17 protein-coding genes are annotated in these 14,766 nt (G+C 55.3%); 10 read left to right on the forward strand and 7 right to left on the reverse strand.

The features are described 5' to 3' along the window. Window positions 1-204: 204 nt before the first annotated feature. Window positions 205-351, reverse strand: coding sequence for a hypothetical protein (locus ACHZCJ_RS00900; protein WP_321323077.1), 147 nt, complete (start codon window positions 349-351; stop codon window positions 205-207). Window positions 352-1,219: 868 nt separating this feature from the next. Here ACHZCJ_RS00900 and ACHZCJ_RS00905 point away from each other — a divergent pair. The 4 genes from ACHZCJ_RS00905 (at window position 1,220) to ACHZCJ_RS00920 (ending at window position 5,418) form a co-directional block, all read left to right on the forward strand. Then, complete coding sequence (locus ACHZCJ_RS00905; RefSeq protein WP_321323079.1) at window positions 1,220-1,492, forward strand: flagellar biosynthesis anti-sigma factor FlgM; 273 nt, start codon at window positions 1,220-1,222, stop codon at window positions 1,490-1,492. 683 nt (window positions 1,493-2,175) lie between these two features. After that, on the forward strand, window positions 2,176-3,489 hold the full coding sequence (locus tag ACHZCJ_RS00910) for an FHIPEP family type III secretion protein (protein WP_321323081.1): 1,314 nt from the start codon (window positions 2,176-2,178) through the stop codon (window positions 3,487-3,489). 18 nt (window positions 3,490-3,507) lie between these two features. Then, a complete protein-coding gene (locus tag ACHZCJ_RS00915) occupies window positions 3,508-4,227 on the forward strand; it encodes a sigma-70 family RNA polymerase sigma factor (protein ID WP_159643640.1) in 720 nt (239 codons plus the stop codon). 789 nt (window positions 4,228-5,016) lie between these two features. Further along, a complete protein-coding gene (locus tag ACHZCJ_RS00920; RefSeq protein ID WP_321323083.1) occupies window positions 5,017-5,418 on the forward strand; it encodes a hypothetical protein in 402 nt (133 codons plus the stop codon). A 10-nt stretch (window positions 5,419-5,428) separates the two neighbouring features. Here ACHZCJ_RS00920 and ACHZCJ_RS00925 read toward each other — a convergent pair whose 3' ends face one another. Next, a complete protein-coding gene (locus tag ACHZCJ_RS00925) occupies window positions 5,429-6,529 on the reverse strand; it encodes a sigma-54 dependent transcriptional regulator (RefSeq protein ID WP_321323085.1) in 1,101 nt (366 codons plus the stop codon). A gap of 235 nt (window positions 6,530-6,764) precedes the next feature. Then, window positions 6,765-7,211, reverse strand: coding sequence for a helix-turn-helix domain-containing protein (locus ACHZCJ_RS00930; protein ID WP_321323087.1), 447 nt, complete (start codon window positions 7,209-7,211; stop codon window positions 6,765-6,767). Window positions 7,212-7,737: 526 nt separating this feature from the next. Between ACHZCJ_RS00930 and ACHZCJ_RS00935 the strand changes: the two genes are divergently transcribed. Together ACHZCJ_RS00935 and ACHZCJ_RS00940 are read left to right on the forward strand one after the other, a co-directional pair. Beyond that, complete coding sequence (locus ACHZCJ_RS00935) at window positions 7,738-8,814, forward strand: diguanylate cyclase (protein WP_321323089.1); 1,077 nt, start codon at window positions 7,738-7,740, stop codon at window positions 8,812-8,814. 96 nt (window positions 8,815-8,910) lie between these two features. Then, a complete protein-coding gene (locus ACHZCJ_RS00940) occupies window positions 8,911-9,753 on the forward strand; it encodes a class II aldolase/adducin family protein (protein ID WP_321323092.1) in 843 nt (280 codons plus the stop codon). Between the two features lie 24 nt (window positions 9,754-9,777). Here ACHZCJ_RS00940 and ACHZCJ_RS00945 read toward each other — a convergent pair whose 3' ends face one another. The 4 genes from ACHZCJ_RS00945 to ACHZCJ_RS00960 form a co-directional block, all read right to left on the reverse strand. Next, window positions 9,778-10,404 (reverse strand): DUF6969 family protein, encoded by a 627-nt coding sequence (locus ACHZCJ_RS00945; protein ID WP_321323094.1) that lies wholly within the window; start codon window positions 10,402-10,404, stop codon window positions 9,778-9,780. Between the two features lie 17 nt (window positions 10,405-10,421). Then, a complete protein-coding gene (locus ACHZCJ_RS00950) occupies window positions 10,422-10,679 on the reverse strand; it encodes a hypothetical protein (RefSeq protein ID WP_159643616.1) in 258 nt (85 codons plus the stop codon). 172 nt (window positions 10,680-10,851) lie between these two features. Next, a complete protein-coding gene (locus ACHZCJ_RS00955) occupies window positions 10,852-11,265 on the reverse strand; it encodes a holin family protein (protein WP_159643614.1) in 414 nt (137 codons plus the stop codon). A gap of 114 nt (window positions 11,266-11,379) precedes the next feature. Further along, entirely contained in the window at window positions 11,380-11,931 is a 552-nt protein-coding gene (locus ACHZCJ_RS00960) for a glycosyl hydrolase 108 family protein (protein WP_321323098.1), read from the reverse strand. A gap of 189 nt (window positions 11,932-12,120) precedes the next feature. Here ACHZCJ_RS00960 and ACHZCJ_RS00965 point away from each other — a divergent pair, with 189 nt between their 5' ends. From ACHZCJ_RS00965 to ACHZCJ_RS00980, 4 genes are all read left to right on the forward strand, one after another. Next, window positions 12,121-12,480 carry a hypothetical protein gene (locus tag ACHZCJ_RS00965; protein ID WP_159643612.1) on the forward strand — a complete coding sequence of 120 codons (360 nt, stop codon included), beginning with the start codon at window positions 12,121-12,123 and terminating at the stop codon, window positions 12,478-12,480. 28 nt (window positions 12,481-12,508) lie between these two features. Next, window positions 12,509-13,144 carry a hypothetical protein gene (locus tag ACHZCJ_RS00970; protein WP_321323100.1) on the forward strand — a complete coding sequence of 212 codons (636 nt, stop codon included), beginning with the start codon at window positions 12,509-12,511 and terminating at the stop codon, window positions 13,142-13,144. Beyond that, a complete protein-coding gene (locus ACHZCJ_RS00975) occupies window positions 13,141-13,728 on the forward strand; it encodes an NAD(P)H-dependent oxidoreductase (protein ID WP_159643608.1) in 588 nt (195 codons plus the stop codon). Before ACHZCJ_RS00970 ends, ACHZCJ_RS00975 begins: the two co-directional genes overlap by 4 nt. A gap of 110 nt (window positions 13,729-13,838) precedes the next feature. Further along, complete coding sequence (locus ACHZCJ_RS00980; RefSeq protein ID WP_159643606.1) at window positions 13,839-14,651, forward strand: universal stress protein; 813 nt, start codon at window positions 13,839-13,841, stop codon at window positions 14,649-14,651. Window positions 14,652-14,766 lie beyond the last annotated feature (115 nt).

Below are 14,766 nucleotides of genomic sequence, written 5' to 3' on the forward strand. Positions count from 1 at the left end.
CATCGAACTCCGGGCGAATGGATCGATTGAGTCCGACAAGCTGCAACAGTCGGAGTTCTTCCAGGTTAGTGAACGCCAATGCGATGCTGCACTCGGGCGAAACTTGTCCCGATGCGTTTTTCTGGTTTACGAGATCCAGTAATATCAGCCGCGATCTTGCCTGATCCCCCAGTCAATGATCGAAGTACCGAGGCGTTCTGATGGTCAGTCTGGTGTTGTGGGCTTTTGGTTCTCCAATGCAATATCTTCCAATGCATCGATCGCCTCTTCGACTTTTATGGCAGCGATGGACAGATCGTTCTCGTCGAGAAAATTCAGTACTTCCTGAAGTTTTTCAACAAGGCTGAGCACATCACCATTCCTTTTATAAATTTCCGCGCCTTGGTTTTGGATGAGGGGCTTGATAGCTGCCGAATTCAAACGTTCTGCCGGATATCAGTCCGCGAAACCCACCCCGGACCTTCGGGCAGAGATTGTCTCCTGATCAAAATTCCCGATCCACAATTTTGCGTCCCGGCATAATGGCGGCGATCATGACCCTGGCAGGCTGAAATAGGGTTCAATCAACAGAACAAGCCAGAAGGCGACAGCGGCATCTTTAAGGGTCGGTTGGGTAGGATGATTACTCATCCTACCCAAACAGAGAACGCATTCCAGGTGTTCTACGTTCACCAAAGTTGGGGCCTGCGGGGGCTGATCAACCTCGGAAGAAAGTATTCAATCTTTCCTGTCGCTATCTATCCTGATCCGGTTGCCAAAGATCAATCTGTATCGCTCTCGATTTGGTGAGACAGTTCGAAATTAGATCCAAAGTGGGGAGAGTATAGTTTCATTCTAAATCAACTATAATGGTCATTCAAAGATGGAGCGGGTCATTCACGGAATAGAATCGACCGGGTGGCATTGAAGCAACCAAGCTGTGTTCCGGCTCGGCCGCGCTGCGGAAAAGGCTTTGTGGCTTGATGATCACGGGCGGTCCTGACTCCATCGCGCAATAGGACGCAGCTATCCAATCGGCTGACCGCCCCCTATATTGTCTGCCCGGATGAGGGGCGACCGGATGGTCAAGCCGGCGTCAATATTGTTCGATAAAATTCTGTCGCGAGACCTTAATTTTATCCTAACGCACCGTAAATGTCTGTGAAACAAGTCAGGCACGCCGATCGTCGCAATATCGCACGGCGCAACTGCTAGTTTGGCACAGCAACGTTGGAATGATATGGAATCAGATGATAGCTATTCGGTCATGATCAGACGACTGGAGAGTGCCGGCTTGAACCGGCGCTTGCCCTCTGCAGGCGCGGATAGAAAAGTCACGCAAATAGCGGCGGACCACCGAACAAAGCCTGCGGGTGACGAAGGCTTGTCGAGCGAACAGCGGGCGCTGAGCGCCCGCACAGTGGCCCGGATAAAATTGCAGATCGCGTTTGGTGTCTATGATGTTGATCCCGACAGGCTCGCGGACAAATTGCTGCGTGCGGGCATATTCTAACCGTTTTTGCGTTGATACCCGTGGCAGGCAGTTGCCTTCCGTCGGGAAAAACAGCAGGATATGAAAGCCGCAGCATTGAGGGGACTGCGGGCCTGTAAAGACGGCATTGGTTGGGAAGCAGCGCGCTCTGAATGCGGCCCCAACACATATTTATTCGTGTTTGTTCCGGTGACTGATCCGGAGATTGACCGGCAAGTCCAGTCCAATCGACTGCCCGATCATGGCCGATAGCAAAGATGCTCGAACGAACCGGGAATCATTCTCCACATAATATTCACCTTCGGCCGAGTGTCTTGCGCTCTAATTTTTGAAAATTCGATGCGCCAATAACTGGCACGATCATTGCTTTGCTCCTTTGCAGGAGATTTTGAGCAAAGATGTTTTATTTATCGACCACAACAAATAGCGGATGGCGCGTTCCCGTGCTCGCGGCCTCTCGTTCGACGCTGCACGAACGGACGCGTGTGGGCTCTGTCCCGGCGCACTCGCACCCTTATCCTGATTGCGCTGGGGATAGCGAAGCATTGGCTCGAACAGGGCCGGCGGAGCGCTTTCTGACATCGACCGTGCGCCACACCATCTCCTCGAGCAGGAGCAAAAGCCAGAATCGGCGGAACAAGGCGGTTGCGGCGGATCGATCGGCTGAACCCGCCACCGCGCTGCCCATCGGGCGGGAGCGGTAAATGGCCTCTTTTGCAAATATTTCGGTTCTGACCGGGAAGCTGGCCTGTGCAAGGGCAGTTTTTCTGCCGGCGGCGACGATTTCGCTATTGATCGTAATCTTGGCGCCGACGCAGCTTCATGTGGCGATTGTGTCGGCGATCGCCTTCGCCCTCGGCTTCACTGGTCACCAGTTCCGTGCAGTCAGCACAGCAGAATCCCGGTTTGAGCAGCAGGAAGCGAAGCATGCGGCGCCAATCAGCGAGGGCGCTGATCTTGAGAAACCGGGTCTTGCGGTCAAGATCGGATATGGCCTGTTTCCGCTGGTTGAAGATCGCAAAGGCGCGCCGCTGATGAGCCGGTTGGCCGAAACCCGGAACCAGATTTGTCGAGAATTCGGTTTTGCGGTGTCCCATATTCCGGTCAAAGTTGATCTGTCACTCGAGCCCAACAGCTACCGGATATCGATCGGAGGACTGGTGCTGGGTGAAGGCGTAGCTTGGCCTGACGAGATTTTGGCGGTCGATGACGGCGACGTGGAAACACCTATCGCAGGCCGTGCCTGCAAAGATCCGACCTTCGGAATGGATGCCGTCTGGATAGCAGCGAGACAGCGGACCTTGGCCCTCGCCAAGGGTTATCTGGTGGTGGATGCACCCACCGCCATAGCAACCCATTTACACGACATTGCGCAACGCCATGCGGCAAAATTGTTCGGTGCTGATGACGTGCAGCAATTGCTTGATTTCGTTGGACAATCATCGCCGAAACTGGCGGATAAACTTGCCGGCGAATTGCTGTCCCGGGACAAGATTACGACGATTTGCCGCGCCCTTCTCGCTGAGAATATTCCGGTCAAGGATTTTGGCCGAATATCCCTTGCGATGGTGCGGGCATGCGAGTCGCACAGCGATGCCGCCCATATAGCAGAGGCGGTCCGGGCGGAGATCGGCGACCTGATTGTCGGGAACCTCGTGCCGGCCTGTCTTCCTCTGCCCGTTATGACGATGGATGCCTCGCTTGATGCCATGGTCGTGAAGGCGCTCAAGGCCGGTCAGGGTGAAAGCTATCCCCTTGACCCGCGCCTGGCGCGGCAAATCATCGATGGAGTGCATGTTGCCATTGACGCCTTGCCTCGGGGCGTACGCCATATTGCCCTGATCTGCTCACCGACGGTGCGCAAGCCGCTCAGCGCGTTGTTGAGACCGCGGTTCCCGGACCTGGCGATATTGTCCGACGCCGAGTTGCCGGAGCGCAAAACGGTCGAGGTCTTCGCCAAAATCGGCGTTCCGCCATCCAGCCGGACGATGGCTGCCACCAGCGCAAATCAATTTTAACGACCAAGGGAACAGGATATGTTGAAAACAGAAAGCCGTACGTCGCAATCTTATGGGGCCTTGCAAATAGACGAGAACCGGCTGATTGCAGAAAACCATTCTCTGGTCACGAAAATTGCCTGGCAGGTCAAGTCATTTGCACCCGACCAGATGGAGATTGAGGACCTGATCCAGGTTGGTCTTGTTGCCATGGTGGAAGCGGCAAAAAAATATGTGGATCAAGGACATAGCTTTAGCACTTATCTATATGTCCGCGTTCGTGGGGCGATGATCGATAGCCTGAGATCAACCTGCAATTTGCGCAGAACAACGGTCGACTGGCAGAAGAAAGTCAGGCGCTGCCGGGCCCAATTGCTGCAGGAACTGGGCCATGAACCAAGCGATTCAGAGCTGGCGCGCGCGCTGAAAATGGACGCAAGGGATTTCCGCAAAAATGCCGACCGGGCGATTGCTGTCCATGTCGGGTCGCTCGACGAAATTTACAGCGATTCAAGCAGCTGGTTCGTCGATGAGGAAGAGGACCAGCACGAAAAGCTGGAAAAGTCGCAAATGGCCGCCTTATTGTCTTCGAAACTGAAGCAGTTAAACGAGCGGGAGCAATTGGTGCTCAATTGCTATTTCGTCGAGGAGCTGCAGCTTGATGAAATCGGAGCGATTCTTGATGTATCCGCGGTACGCATCTGCCAGATCAAAAAGCGCGCATTGGAAAAGTTGCAAGCCGCAATGACCGCGGCGTGAGCATCACGCGATCGATCCTCTGCGGCTTTCCGGACCCGGACATGTCGGAGTCCCGACAGCCGACCTTGGGAAATGTCGGTTTTTCGACAGACGTGATGGATTTCCGACATCGGTTTTGACAGTAATAGGCGAATATCGGTAAATTCAAAACTGGCACGCCTCTTGCTGATTATGATATTGAACGTCGGATTTCGGTTCGGTTGTTCAGTCGACAATATGAAGAAACGGCGATCGTCATATCGCGTTGAAGCCTGGTCTGGTCACTGGATTGCAACGAACGGACGATCTGCTGGCGATGGATGACATTATTCCGTCGCGCCACCACTACTCGTCTTCTGCCTGGCAAACATCCCCCGATAAAAGCAAGGCAGAAGGCGAGTTTGGTGGTTATTTTTTCTCTCTCATAGTCGCTCTGATCTTGCTTTCCCCAAATTTATACCGCCGCCGGCCCGTGCTACGGCTTGAGGGGCCCGCGCATCGTTCGGCAGGAAGAAGCGGAAACGGAGCAAATCTCCTCTATATCTGGCGAAAATTCGCTTGGTGCCGCCTGCGGAATGGTGACGGCAGATTTCCTGGATAAACTAACTTAATCCGCCGCCTTATCCGCCGTTATAAATTCTGAGAAAGTCGAGGATGTAAAAGCGTGCAAACGGTCTTTGCCGGTTGGGGGACGGTTGCGCTATTGTCTTATCCTCGGTGGACTCTCCGATTTGACGCCCAATACATTCAACTGTGGACCAGCACTTTTCCTTTCGACGACTATGAAAATTGTTCGGGAAAGCCATCAATATGACGTTTTCATGCCGCAATCCTCACACCGCAGGAAACAGGGGTTTCGCGAAGACAGGCAGTGCGTCGGCGACGGACTCTTATTGTCGGGCTGCAGGGCTGCTGGAGGAGCTGGGCGAGATTCTGGGCCTGATCACGGAAAGTGCCCGCCGCAGTGAGAAATTGGCCGTTATTCGTAACCGAACGATTGCTCGAAATTTGTTGGATGCGCTCGATAAGGAGCTGAAATTCGAACTGGCAGGCGACCTTTCGCAGACCTTGCGGATCATCTACTGCGAGGCGGCAAAGCGCATTCGATTGGAAGAATTGGAAGCATATATCGAACGGATGGAATCAGCGCGCGAAATGATTCTGGAGATCGAGAAAGTGTGGGGTGAAATCGCCGGGCCAAGCCGTTCATAGTCGAACCCAGTTAGGCTGAAATTGAAAAAACAGAGGAATTATCAGTAGTTTGCTGGATATTATGCTTGCGCATCTTGTCGATCAGCGTGGTTCTCTTGATGTTTATCGAGCGTGCGGCCTGCGAAACGACTCCGCGTGAACTGTCCAGGGCTGCCATGATTATCCGGCGCTCTTCATGCTGCAGGTGAACATTGAGATCCCGGACGATCGTTTCGCGCGGAGCGGCATGGGGGGCGGGCGCTTCGCCATGATGAGCGGCGGCTGAATCCTGAACCGGATTTTCGGATTGATGCGGTTGCGGGATGGCGCGTTCGGCCAGACATGGCGCGATGTTGGACTGGATTAGCTTGGCCACATCTTCTGCCAGCACCTGTTCGCCGGAGAAGAAAACGCAGGCCCGTTCGACGGCATTGCGCAATTCGCGCACATTGCCCGGCCAGTCATATCGCTGCATCCGTGCGAATGCTTCGGCCGTGAACATGGGGAGAGGGCAGCTATCTGGCTGGTTTTTCAGGAAATGGTCTACCAGCGCCGGAATATCCTCCAGACGCTCGTTAAGCGCCGGCACCTCGATCGGCACGACACAGAGACGATAATAGAGATCTTCGCGAAACGCCTTGCTCCTGATGGAGTCCGACAGATTTTTATGCGTCGCGGTGATCACTCTGATATCGACCGCAATGTCGCGGTTTCCGCCCACCCGGTTGACGATCCGGGTTTCCAGAACGCGCAGCAGTTTTACCTGCATGTCGATCGGCATGTCGCCAATTTCGTCAAGGAAGATAGTGCCACCGTTGGCCTGTTCAAACAGCCCGACGTGGCGGCTCACAGCGCCAGTAAAACTGCCTTTTTCGTGGCCAAAAAGTTCCGATTCTATCAATTGTTCGGGCATTGCACCGCAATTGACGGCAATATTGGATGCGTTTTTCCGGTCCGAAATAGCGTGGATGGCTTCGGCAACGACTTCTTTGCCGGCGCCGGAAGGTCCGGTGATCATGATCGAGCTGTTGCAGCGGCCGGCGAAGCTGACGATCGAACGCAACTGTTGCATCTTCGGACTGTCGCCGATCAGCTTCGCAGCAAGCATTGTCTCAATTTTTGAATCGGTCATTGAACTACCCAGATAACAATACGCATATCTCCCCGAAGATTTCGGGGGGAAGATGGTTCGAAGATCCCGCAATCGTCGAACCGTCACCTGGTACGGTCTGAAATGGACAAGGAACCTTAAATAAGGGTTAATGGATCCTTGCGGCATGGATGCTGTTCGTCATCGGGCAGTGTGCCAGGCCAAAAGATCCGGGACTGCGCCGGACCGGAAGCATAGCGGCGCGTTGCTATATTGTTCAGAAGGAAGCGCTATACAGCAGCTTTTCGATCTTGGCCTGGCACGCTTGGGAAACGGCTACAAATACCATGCGATTATCGGCCGGATTGGAGGATTTCTGGAGCAGTCCCTGTTCAACCATGACATTGATATAGCGCATGGCGGTTGTCATCGGAATGCCGGAACTATGCGCGATTGCCGACACGGTCACCGGCTGGTCCTTGAGGCCGCAAATATATATGTCGAGACACATATTCCAGCAGGAGTCGGTAAAAAGCCCGTTTCCGGTATCCAGCATGCCGGATTTCAATCGGCCCCATTGCAGAAATTGTTCGGCCCGTTCGACCAGATTAACACCACCCGTACCCTTGCCTTTGCTGTTATTTCCCTGACCGGGGAGATCACGAAATTCCGAGACCCTCTTGTCCAGATTATCAAGTTTCTGGTTCGCCTGATCTATTGTCAAGCGAAGCTCAGCCAATTCAGCTTCGACACTATCCATTGATATTACGCTGCAATATTAGAGTTCTCCGGTCCTGACTGTCTCAAGAAAGAAAATATTTGATCGGTTCTTTTCTCACCTATCACTGCACTTGAATATTCTTGCAACGTAGCAAAATCGCCGAGAGTGGTGACATGATTTTTCAGTCTATCCACGGAGTGGCTACGCTGTCAACTTGACCGTTCCCGCAGGTCCCGCCATTTTACATATTCTATATTTTTGGTTTTTTGGACTGGTTATCTCCCGATAATCGGGTGCTTGTACCGCCGCGGACAGGGCTGGATGTCACAGACAGGAATATATCCGGTCGGGTCAGGAGATATAGATGGAAATGCGGCTGCGTCCTCCCGTATGTCCGGTCGGCGGAAACCGGATTGTCGTCGGGCCGTTGCCGCAAAACCGATCCCGCTCCGAATTATCGAGAACCCGCTCTTATTTTTTGACGGGATCGGCCGTCTCTAATCTTATGATATCAAAATCGAGCAAATTCATGCGCAATGGGAAGCGTTTGCTGTTCGAGGCCGAAGCCGCGCGCCAGTTTGCCCTGGACCGTTATGACATCGTCGACACGCCTGAAGAAGAGTGTTTCGATCATATCACTATGGTGATGAAACAGACGCTTGATGCCCCTTTTGCGGGAATTGCATTCATGGATGGCGACCGGCTGTGGTTTAAATCGAAAGCCGGCGTGACTGCGAACGAAATACCAAGAGATATAGCATTCTGCGATTTTGCCATCGCCCGGCAGGGGGTTACGATCATTGAGGATGCCTTGCAGGATGAACGCTTCCGCGAAAATCCTGTAGTGACCAGCAGCCCGTTCCTGCGCAGCTATATCGGCGTCCCGCTGACGACGCCCGACGGCTATAATATAGGAACATTATTCGCGATTGATATTGTTCCCCGCCGATATGACGATGCCAAGGTCGAGCGGAACAGGCAGCTTGCAGAGCTGGTCATCCATGAACTGGAATTACGGCAGCAGTCTGAAAAGGACCGGCTCACCGGCGCGATGTCGCGTAGCGGTTTCGGTTTGGAAATGCAGAAGGCAATGTCTCTGTATGAACGTCAGGGCGTGAAGAGCACGATCGTGATTTTCGACGTGGATCTGGATAAAACCGCCAGCAAGCGCTTCGGCCATCCTTCCGGCAATGCGCTGCTGAAATCCATCATCCGGCCTCTGGTCCGGCGTTTGCGCCGGTCCGACCACATCGGCCGGCTGGGCGGGACGCAGTTCGCGGTGCTCTTGACCTATACTGTCGAAGCGCAGGCACGCGAGGCGTCGGAAAAAATGCGGAAGGAAGCGGAACTCGCCGATCGTGCGACATATGTCGATGTTGCCTTTTGCGAGGTTACTCCAGCGATGGGGGCCTGGGATGACTGGCTTGATCAGGCCAGTCTGAAACTGCTTGCGGCAAAAGGGACGGGGCGGATCGACACGGACGAAACGCCGGTCAGGCGGTATAATATGGCAGGGGGGCCGGCTGAAAAGAGAAGGCCGGGCAGGGCGATGACGGCCTTGCATTGCGAGGCCTGCTGCGCCCCGTACCCGAACGGGTCAGGATGATCCTGTCTCCCTGCACCGTGCGATAGTTTGGTTGCCAATTTCCGGCAGGCATGCCAGTCTGAACCGAAGAGGAAATGGCTGATAAAGGAACCAAATATGGCAACCGCGATCCCCAAAGAAGAAACCGCGATGGGCGTTGGACCGGGATTTTCGATCCCCGACCCGCATGATATACCCAGTCTCAAGGGCAAGGTGTCCGATGTCGAGTGGCAATTGCGCTGCGATCTCGCAGCGACATACCGGCTGTGTGCGATGCACGCCTGGACGGATCTTGTATTCACCCATATTTCCGCACGCCTGCCCGACGAAGATGGTGAAGAGCGGTTCCTGATCAACCCTTATGGTGTGCTGTTTGACGAAATGACGGCATCCGCACTGGTCAAGATCGATCTCGAGGGCAATATCAAGCAGGATACGCCCTATTTCATCAATCCCGCCGGCTTTACCATTCACAGCGCGGTGCACAGCGCCCGAGAGGATGCGGGGTGCGTTATCCATGTGCATACGCCTTATGGTATTGCGGTGTCCGTCCAGAAGGCGGGGCTCCGCCGCTACACCCAGTTTGCCATGCAGGTCCATGATGATCTGGCCTATCATGACTATGAAGGCATCGCTCTCGATCTAGACGAGCGGGACCGGCTGATCAACGATCTCGGCGAGAAGAACCTGCTGATCCTGCGCAACCACGGTACCCTGACCGTTGGCGAGAATTGCGCGATCGCCTTTCTCCGCATGTATATTCTCGAAAATGCCTGCAAGACGCAGATATTGGCGCAATCGGTCGGCGGCGAAGAGCATCTGCACGAGGATAGCGAAGACATGGGGCATCGCGTGTTCCAGCAGGCTTCTCCGGCGTTCCAGAGAGGGCTGGGGGACAATTTGATCTGGCCGGGCCTGATGCGCAAGCTGAAGCGTAGCAACCCGGGGCATGACCACTAGGTCTCGTCGCCCGGATCTTCCGCGCTAAAGGTCGAAGGGCAGTCGGGAGAGTATCTCGACCTGCTTGTCCGCGAAAACGGCAGAACCCAGTTCCTGTTTCTTCTCTTTCAGGAAGAGGTCGCGCTTGCGGACCATATCGATGATCGGGTCATGAAAATGTTGGACGGCGGCGGTCAGCCAGTCGTTGATCAAGGGATCGCCCGGTGCGCCGGTCATGTTGAAACTGTGTAGCCGGGAAGCAATCGCTTCGGCCGGCATCATATATTCGTAGGTCACCCAATAGTTGGTCGTGAACCAGGTCAGCGGCATGCCATCCAGGCCGAAGCTCAGGGCACCGAAATGGACTACGCCTTGAGTTTTCTTGCCATTGGGCAGTCTGGCCGGGGGCTGGTAATAGGGTTCGACACCATCAAACATGTTGAGCGGCAGGAACATGTGAAAATGGCCATGCTCGCCGTCTTCGCGCTCTTCCGGCTTGTGCGCATGGTAGAACCAGCGCGACTTGTTGCCGGGCGCGATACAATCCCCTTTGGGATAATGCTGATATTGAACGAAAGGGGCGTCTGCCGGCACCACTCTGGGTACTAGCGAGACGCCCTCACTGGCTATCTGGCCGGTAAGCTCAAACAGCCTTTCTAATGCATTTTCCAATGCGAAATAAGCTGAGCTTACTCGGCAACTTCTTCTTCAGCTACAGCTTCTTCAGCTTCGCCGGTAGCTTCTTCAACAGCTTCTGCAGCAGCACAGGTTGCTTCTTCAGCAGCACAGGTTGCTTCTTCAGCGGCACAGGTAGCTTCTTCAGCAGCGCATTCAGCAACAGCAGCAGCATCGTCAGCCTGTTCTGCACAAGCAGAAAGAGCAGGAACAGCGAGTGCCAGGCCGCCAGCAACAGCAAGCATTTTGCGGAAGTTTGTTTCGGTAGTCATTTAAAATATCCCCTTTGGATGAACTAGACTTGCCCCTTTATCTGGAAAGATACGGGCATGGCAAGTCTATTTCGTAAATATTGCATTAATCCGCTATATTGGCAGTCCATTGTCCTGTTTCGGGATGCGAACGGGTGTAAATCGGTTGTTTCCGCTGGATAATTTGACGTTCCTAACGCTCGCTGCCGCGAATCTTTCCCCATTGCCTGGCGACAGTATAGCCGAGATAACCGGTGCCGAAGAGCGCATAGAGCGGCTCCGGTATGCCGGAAAGATAAGCATTCATGCCGGCTGCAATATCGCGCGCCGCATCGGGACGGAATGCCGCGAGCAACCCCATAGGAATGGACCAGAGCAACAGCAGATACATGACATAGAGGAAGCTGGGTCGTGCGCGGCTGGTCCATGGATCGGATGACCGGGCCTCGGCCAATATTGCCGACATTTGTACGCGGACTTCCTCCAGTTCCTGGCTGCCTTCCAGTTTCAGCAGTTCCAGCTTGGCCCGGTCGCGGGCCTCCTTGTCGGGGATGATCCTGTCGATGATGTTCGATACCGGACCGATGAGGGAAGAGAGAATAGACATTGTACGGATTTCCTTTCGATATTTCAGAGGGATATTTCTGTTGCAATGGCGGCCGGGAAGGGCCGAACCTGACAAACTTTACACTGTTAAAGGCAAAGCTGTTTCCGCCAGGGGTCAGCCGATCCGGTTGGCCAGCCAGCCGTATAGAAAAGCCTCGTTGGCCGGACGGTTTTCCGCCAGCGTGATATAGCGGGCGCCTTGCAGGGCATCGATCGCCTTGCGCAGCACGGTTTCGCCCTGGCGCCCGCGCTTGCGGAGAAACGCGTCGAGCGCGGCCAGAGTCTTGGCGCCGATCACACGGTCTACGGCCAGATCGTCAAAGTCGCTGCCGTTGCGATTGAGCGCATTCAGAGCGCGCTGCAGGAAAGCGGTGGCGGTCGCTGTTCCCATGTTGATCCCGGTGTCGAACAGTTCGGCCGCGATCCGCGGCGCGCGCTGCGCGATCTTGTCAAAGCCGGGGCGGTGCCAATATTTGCGCTTGTAGATAGCCGCTGCCTGCGCCCGCGGGAAATGCCGCATGCTGCCGGCATAGCCATGCGCCCGCGCCACCGCTTCGGTCACCCCCCATCGCGTGGGACCGCCGCGGTCGGCAGGATGATCGGAATAGCCGCCTTCCAGACTGATGACCTCGTCAATCAGCCGGTCGATGTCGTGCATGTCGGACATGGGAAATCTCCTTTCGGTTCGAAAGACTGATATATAACCTATCTGGTTAGTTGTAGGAAAGCGCGCATTGCGGCATTCCGTCGGCTCAGGAAAGCAAGTCTCTGTCAGGATGCTTTCTGGCGCGCTTGTTTCTGCTTCTACGCAATATTGCGTATCGCGCCGAATTTGTTCGTGGTTCACATTGGCTGCATGACCTGGAAAACAATCCGCCTCGAACTGGCCCGAACCGCTGACCATCCCGACGGGTCGTCAGCCCATGCATATGTCTTTCGCGTTCCTCTGGATGATCAGGGGTTTATCGAGCCGAAAGCGCTGGCAAAGGCTGAGAAGCGGCCTGTCGTGCGGCGTTTCTGGCCGGGCGAAGCCGACCAGAGCGGGGTTGTGATAGCCTCGTCCAAGGGATGGGTATTTTCCTACAAGGTCGGTGACGAGGATGACGAAGCCATTTTCCGGCTCAAGGATCATCCGCTGAAAGTCGGTGAATATCTGACGATCACGGAAACCGACGGCAGCGAACTGCCGTTTCGCGTTGTCAGCTGCCATGAATAGGCGGGCGACTGACCTGAGGAGAGTTGAAATGCTGACAAAATTGAAACTGGCCGGACTGGCTTCCGCCGCACTGCTATCGCTGGCTCTTGCCGGCAGTCCTGCCACAGCAGAATGTATGGTGGACAGCGCGCCGCCGGCGGATTCGTTCGCACCATATCAGGAAACAGGCGCGATCATTCACAAGGAAAGCGGCTTTCTGTTCCCGGCAAGCATCGCCGGCTTTCGCCGCCAATGTGCAATGACCACCGATTTTTCCGGGAATAATTTCGAGATCGCTTATCTGCGCGATATAGACGATCATGAGATCGCGATCAGGATCGCGATCATCCATCTGGAAGAGCTGACCGCGCAGGACCATTATCAGATCGTGAAGCCGGATCTGCTGTCGCAATATTCCAGCGCTGCAGTTCTGTCCGAGGGGGACTATTTCGTCTCCGGCCGCCCCGATATCGCAGCCTATCAGGGCATTTTCGACGGCGACAAGGACAGTGTGCCCTGGCATTTCAGCGTGACAGCGCTCGACTATGGCTATTGGGACGCGCGGTTGACGGCTTCCTATCCGCTGGAAATCGATAGCGCCGCGCAAGAGGCGATCATGGAACTGATCACCGCCTTCCAGTGGCAGACGCCTGCTGGCGAAACGGCGGCAGCCGCAGCGCCGTGACCCGTATTGCGGTGATTGACGGTCATCCCGATCCGGCCCCCGGCCGTTTCGGTCACGCCATTGTCTCCGCTTATGCCGATGCAGCCCGTGCCGCCGGTCACGATGTGCGGGTGATCCGGCTGGCCGGCCAGAATATTCCGATCCTCGAAAGCCGCAAGCAATGGCTCGAAGAGGATGTTCCCGAAGCCGTCCGGCCGGGGCAGGATGCGATCAAATGGGCCGAGCATATCGTCTTCTACTATCCGCTCTGGATGGGCGACATGCCGGCCTTGCTCAAGGCGTTTATCGAACAGGCCTTTCGCCCCAATTTCGCGCTCGATTACGGGGTTGAAGGCAGCAAGCAATTGCCGAAAAAACTGCTCCGCGGCCGTTCGGCGCGGCTGATTGTCAGCATGGGCATGCCGGCGCTTTTCTACCGCGCCTATTTCGCTGCGCACAGCGTCCGCAGTTTCGAACGGAACATTCTCAAGCTCACCGGGATCGCTCCGGTCACCACATCGCTGATCGGAAATGTCGACAGCAGCGAGCGGCACCGGGCGCGCTGGCTCAAGCGGATTGCCACCCATGGCGCGGCCGGAAACTGAGCGGAAGCTTCTATCCGTATAAACCCGTATACAGGGTCCGGCGGGGTGCCGCTACGCTCCTTCCCAAGACATTCTACCAAAGCGAATGAACAGGAAACAGGAGACCGATTATGAAATCCGTGCTGCTATATATTGCCGATGATGCAGGGCTGGAGGCCCGGCTTCAGGCGGCACTTGATCTGACCCGTTCGCTCGGTGGCCATCTCCACTGTCTGCGCGCCAATCCCTACAGTTCACAGGTCGCCTTTGACGGCGTAACCGGCATGTCGGTGATGTATGATGTCAGCGAAATGACCCGCGAGCAGGACCGGAAGCTTCGCGCCGAGATCGAGAAGCGTTTGGCGGGAGAGGATGTGTCCTGGGATTATCGTGAGGAATATGTTGATCCGTCCCGCGGCCTGTCGAAAAATTCCGCGCTGGTCGATATCATCGTCCTGAGTTCGGCCGGAGGCAACAAGGAAAATGCGTTGCCGCTAGGCATATTGGGCGATGTTCTCCTCAACACGACAACGCCGGTCGTGGTGCAGCCGGACAATGTGCAGAAATTTGATGCCTGCGGTCCAGCGCTTGTCGCCTGGAACGGGAGTTTCGAAGCCGGGAACGCCCTGCGCGCCGCCGTGCCGTTGCTCAAAATGTCGAGCGATGTCCATATCCTGACCGTCGAGGAGGACAAGGATCACGATCTGCCACAGCTCGCGGCGTCGGAATATCTGGCCTATCATGGCATCAAATCCGAAATTCACAGCCCCCCGCCGGGCAGGGATTCTGTGGAAGCCACTTTACTGGCAGAAGCGCAAAAAAGAAATGCGGACTATCTGGTGATGGGGGCTTATGGCCATAGCCGCGCTCGCGAGTTTCTGTTCGGCGGAGTCACGCGCAGTCTTTTCAAGAACAGTCCCGTCCCGCTGGTTGTGTCACACTGAATGTGTTCTTCTCCCGCCACTGACAATTCAAATTTCCTTATGGCAATGCGCGCATCTTGTGTAGGGTCCGACCGCTCGCAATCGGCGACCGGACGGACAGGGGAAAGACAAAGCA

It is taken from the genome of uncultured Parasphingorhabdus sp., from assembly GCF_963677535.2.
GTDB lineage: Bacteria > Pseudomonadota > Alphaproteobacteria > Sphingomonadales > Sphingomonadaceae > Parasphingorhabdus.

What these genes read in the sequence shown, in the direction of transcription:
- ACHZCJ_RS00905 (WP_321323079.1), top strand. Translation starts at nt 1,220, where the DNA reads ATGGAATCAGATGATAGCTATTCGGTCATGATCAGACGACTGGAGAGT.
- ACHZCJ_RS00910 (WP_321323081.1), top strand. Translation starts at nt 2,176, where the DNA reads ATGGCCTCTTTTGCAAATATTTCGGTTCTGACCGGGAAGCTGGCCTGT.
- ACHZCJ_RS00915 (WP_159643640.1), top strand. Translation starts at nt 3,508, where the DNA reads ATGTTGAAAACAGAAAGCCGTACGTCGCAATCTTATGGGGCCTTGCAA.
- ACHZCJ_RS00920 (WP_321323083.1), top strand. Translation starts at nt 5,017, where the DNA reads ATGACGTTTTCATGCCGCAATCCTCACACCGCAGGAAACAGGGGTTTC.
- ACHZCJ_RS00925 (WP_321323085.1), bottom strand. Translation starts at nt 6,529, where the DNA reads ATGACCGATTCAAAAATTGAGACAATGCTTGCTGCGAAGCTGATCGGC.
- ACHZCJ_RS00935 (WP_321323089.1), top strand. Translation starts at nt 7,738, where the DNA reads ATGCGCAATGGGAAGCGTTTGCTGTTCGAGGCCGAAGCCGCGCGCCAG.
- ACHZCJ_RS00940 (WP_321323092.1), top strand. Translation starts at nt 8,911, where the DNA reads ATGGCAACCGCGATCCCCAAAGAAGAAACCGCGATGGGCGTTGGACCG.
- ACHZCJ_RS00950 (WP_159643616.1), bottom strand. Translation starts at nt 10,679, where the DNA reads ATGACTACCGAAACAAACTTCCGCAAAATGCTTGCTGTTGCTGGCGGC.
- ACHZCJ_RS00955 (WP_159643614.1), bottom strand. Translation starts at nt 11,265, where the DNA reads ATGTCTATTCTCTCTTCCCTCATCGGTCCGGTATCGAACATCATCGAC.
- ACHZCJ_RS00960 (WP_321323098.1), bottom strand. Translation starts at nt 11,931, where the DNA reads ATGTCCGACATGCACGACATCGACCGGCTGATTGACGAGGTCATCAGT.
- ACHZCJ_RS00965 (WP_159643612.1), top strand. Translation starts at nt 12,121, where the DNA reads ATGACCTGGAAAACAATCCGCCTCGAACTGGCCCGAACCGCTGACCAT.
- ACHZCJ_RS00970 (WP_321323100.1), top strand. Translation starts at nt 12,509, where the DNA reads ATGCTGACAAAATTGAAACTGGCCGGACTGGCTTCCGCCGCACTGCTA.
- ACHZCJ_RS00980 (WP_159643606.1), top strand. Translation starts at nt 13,839, where the DNA reads ATGAAATCCGTGCTGCTATATATTGCCGATGATGCAGGGCTGGAGGCC.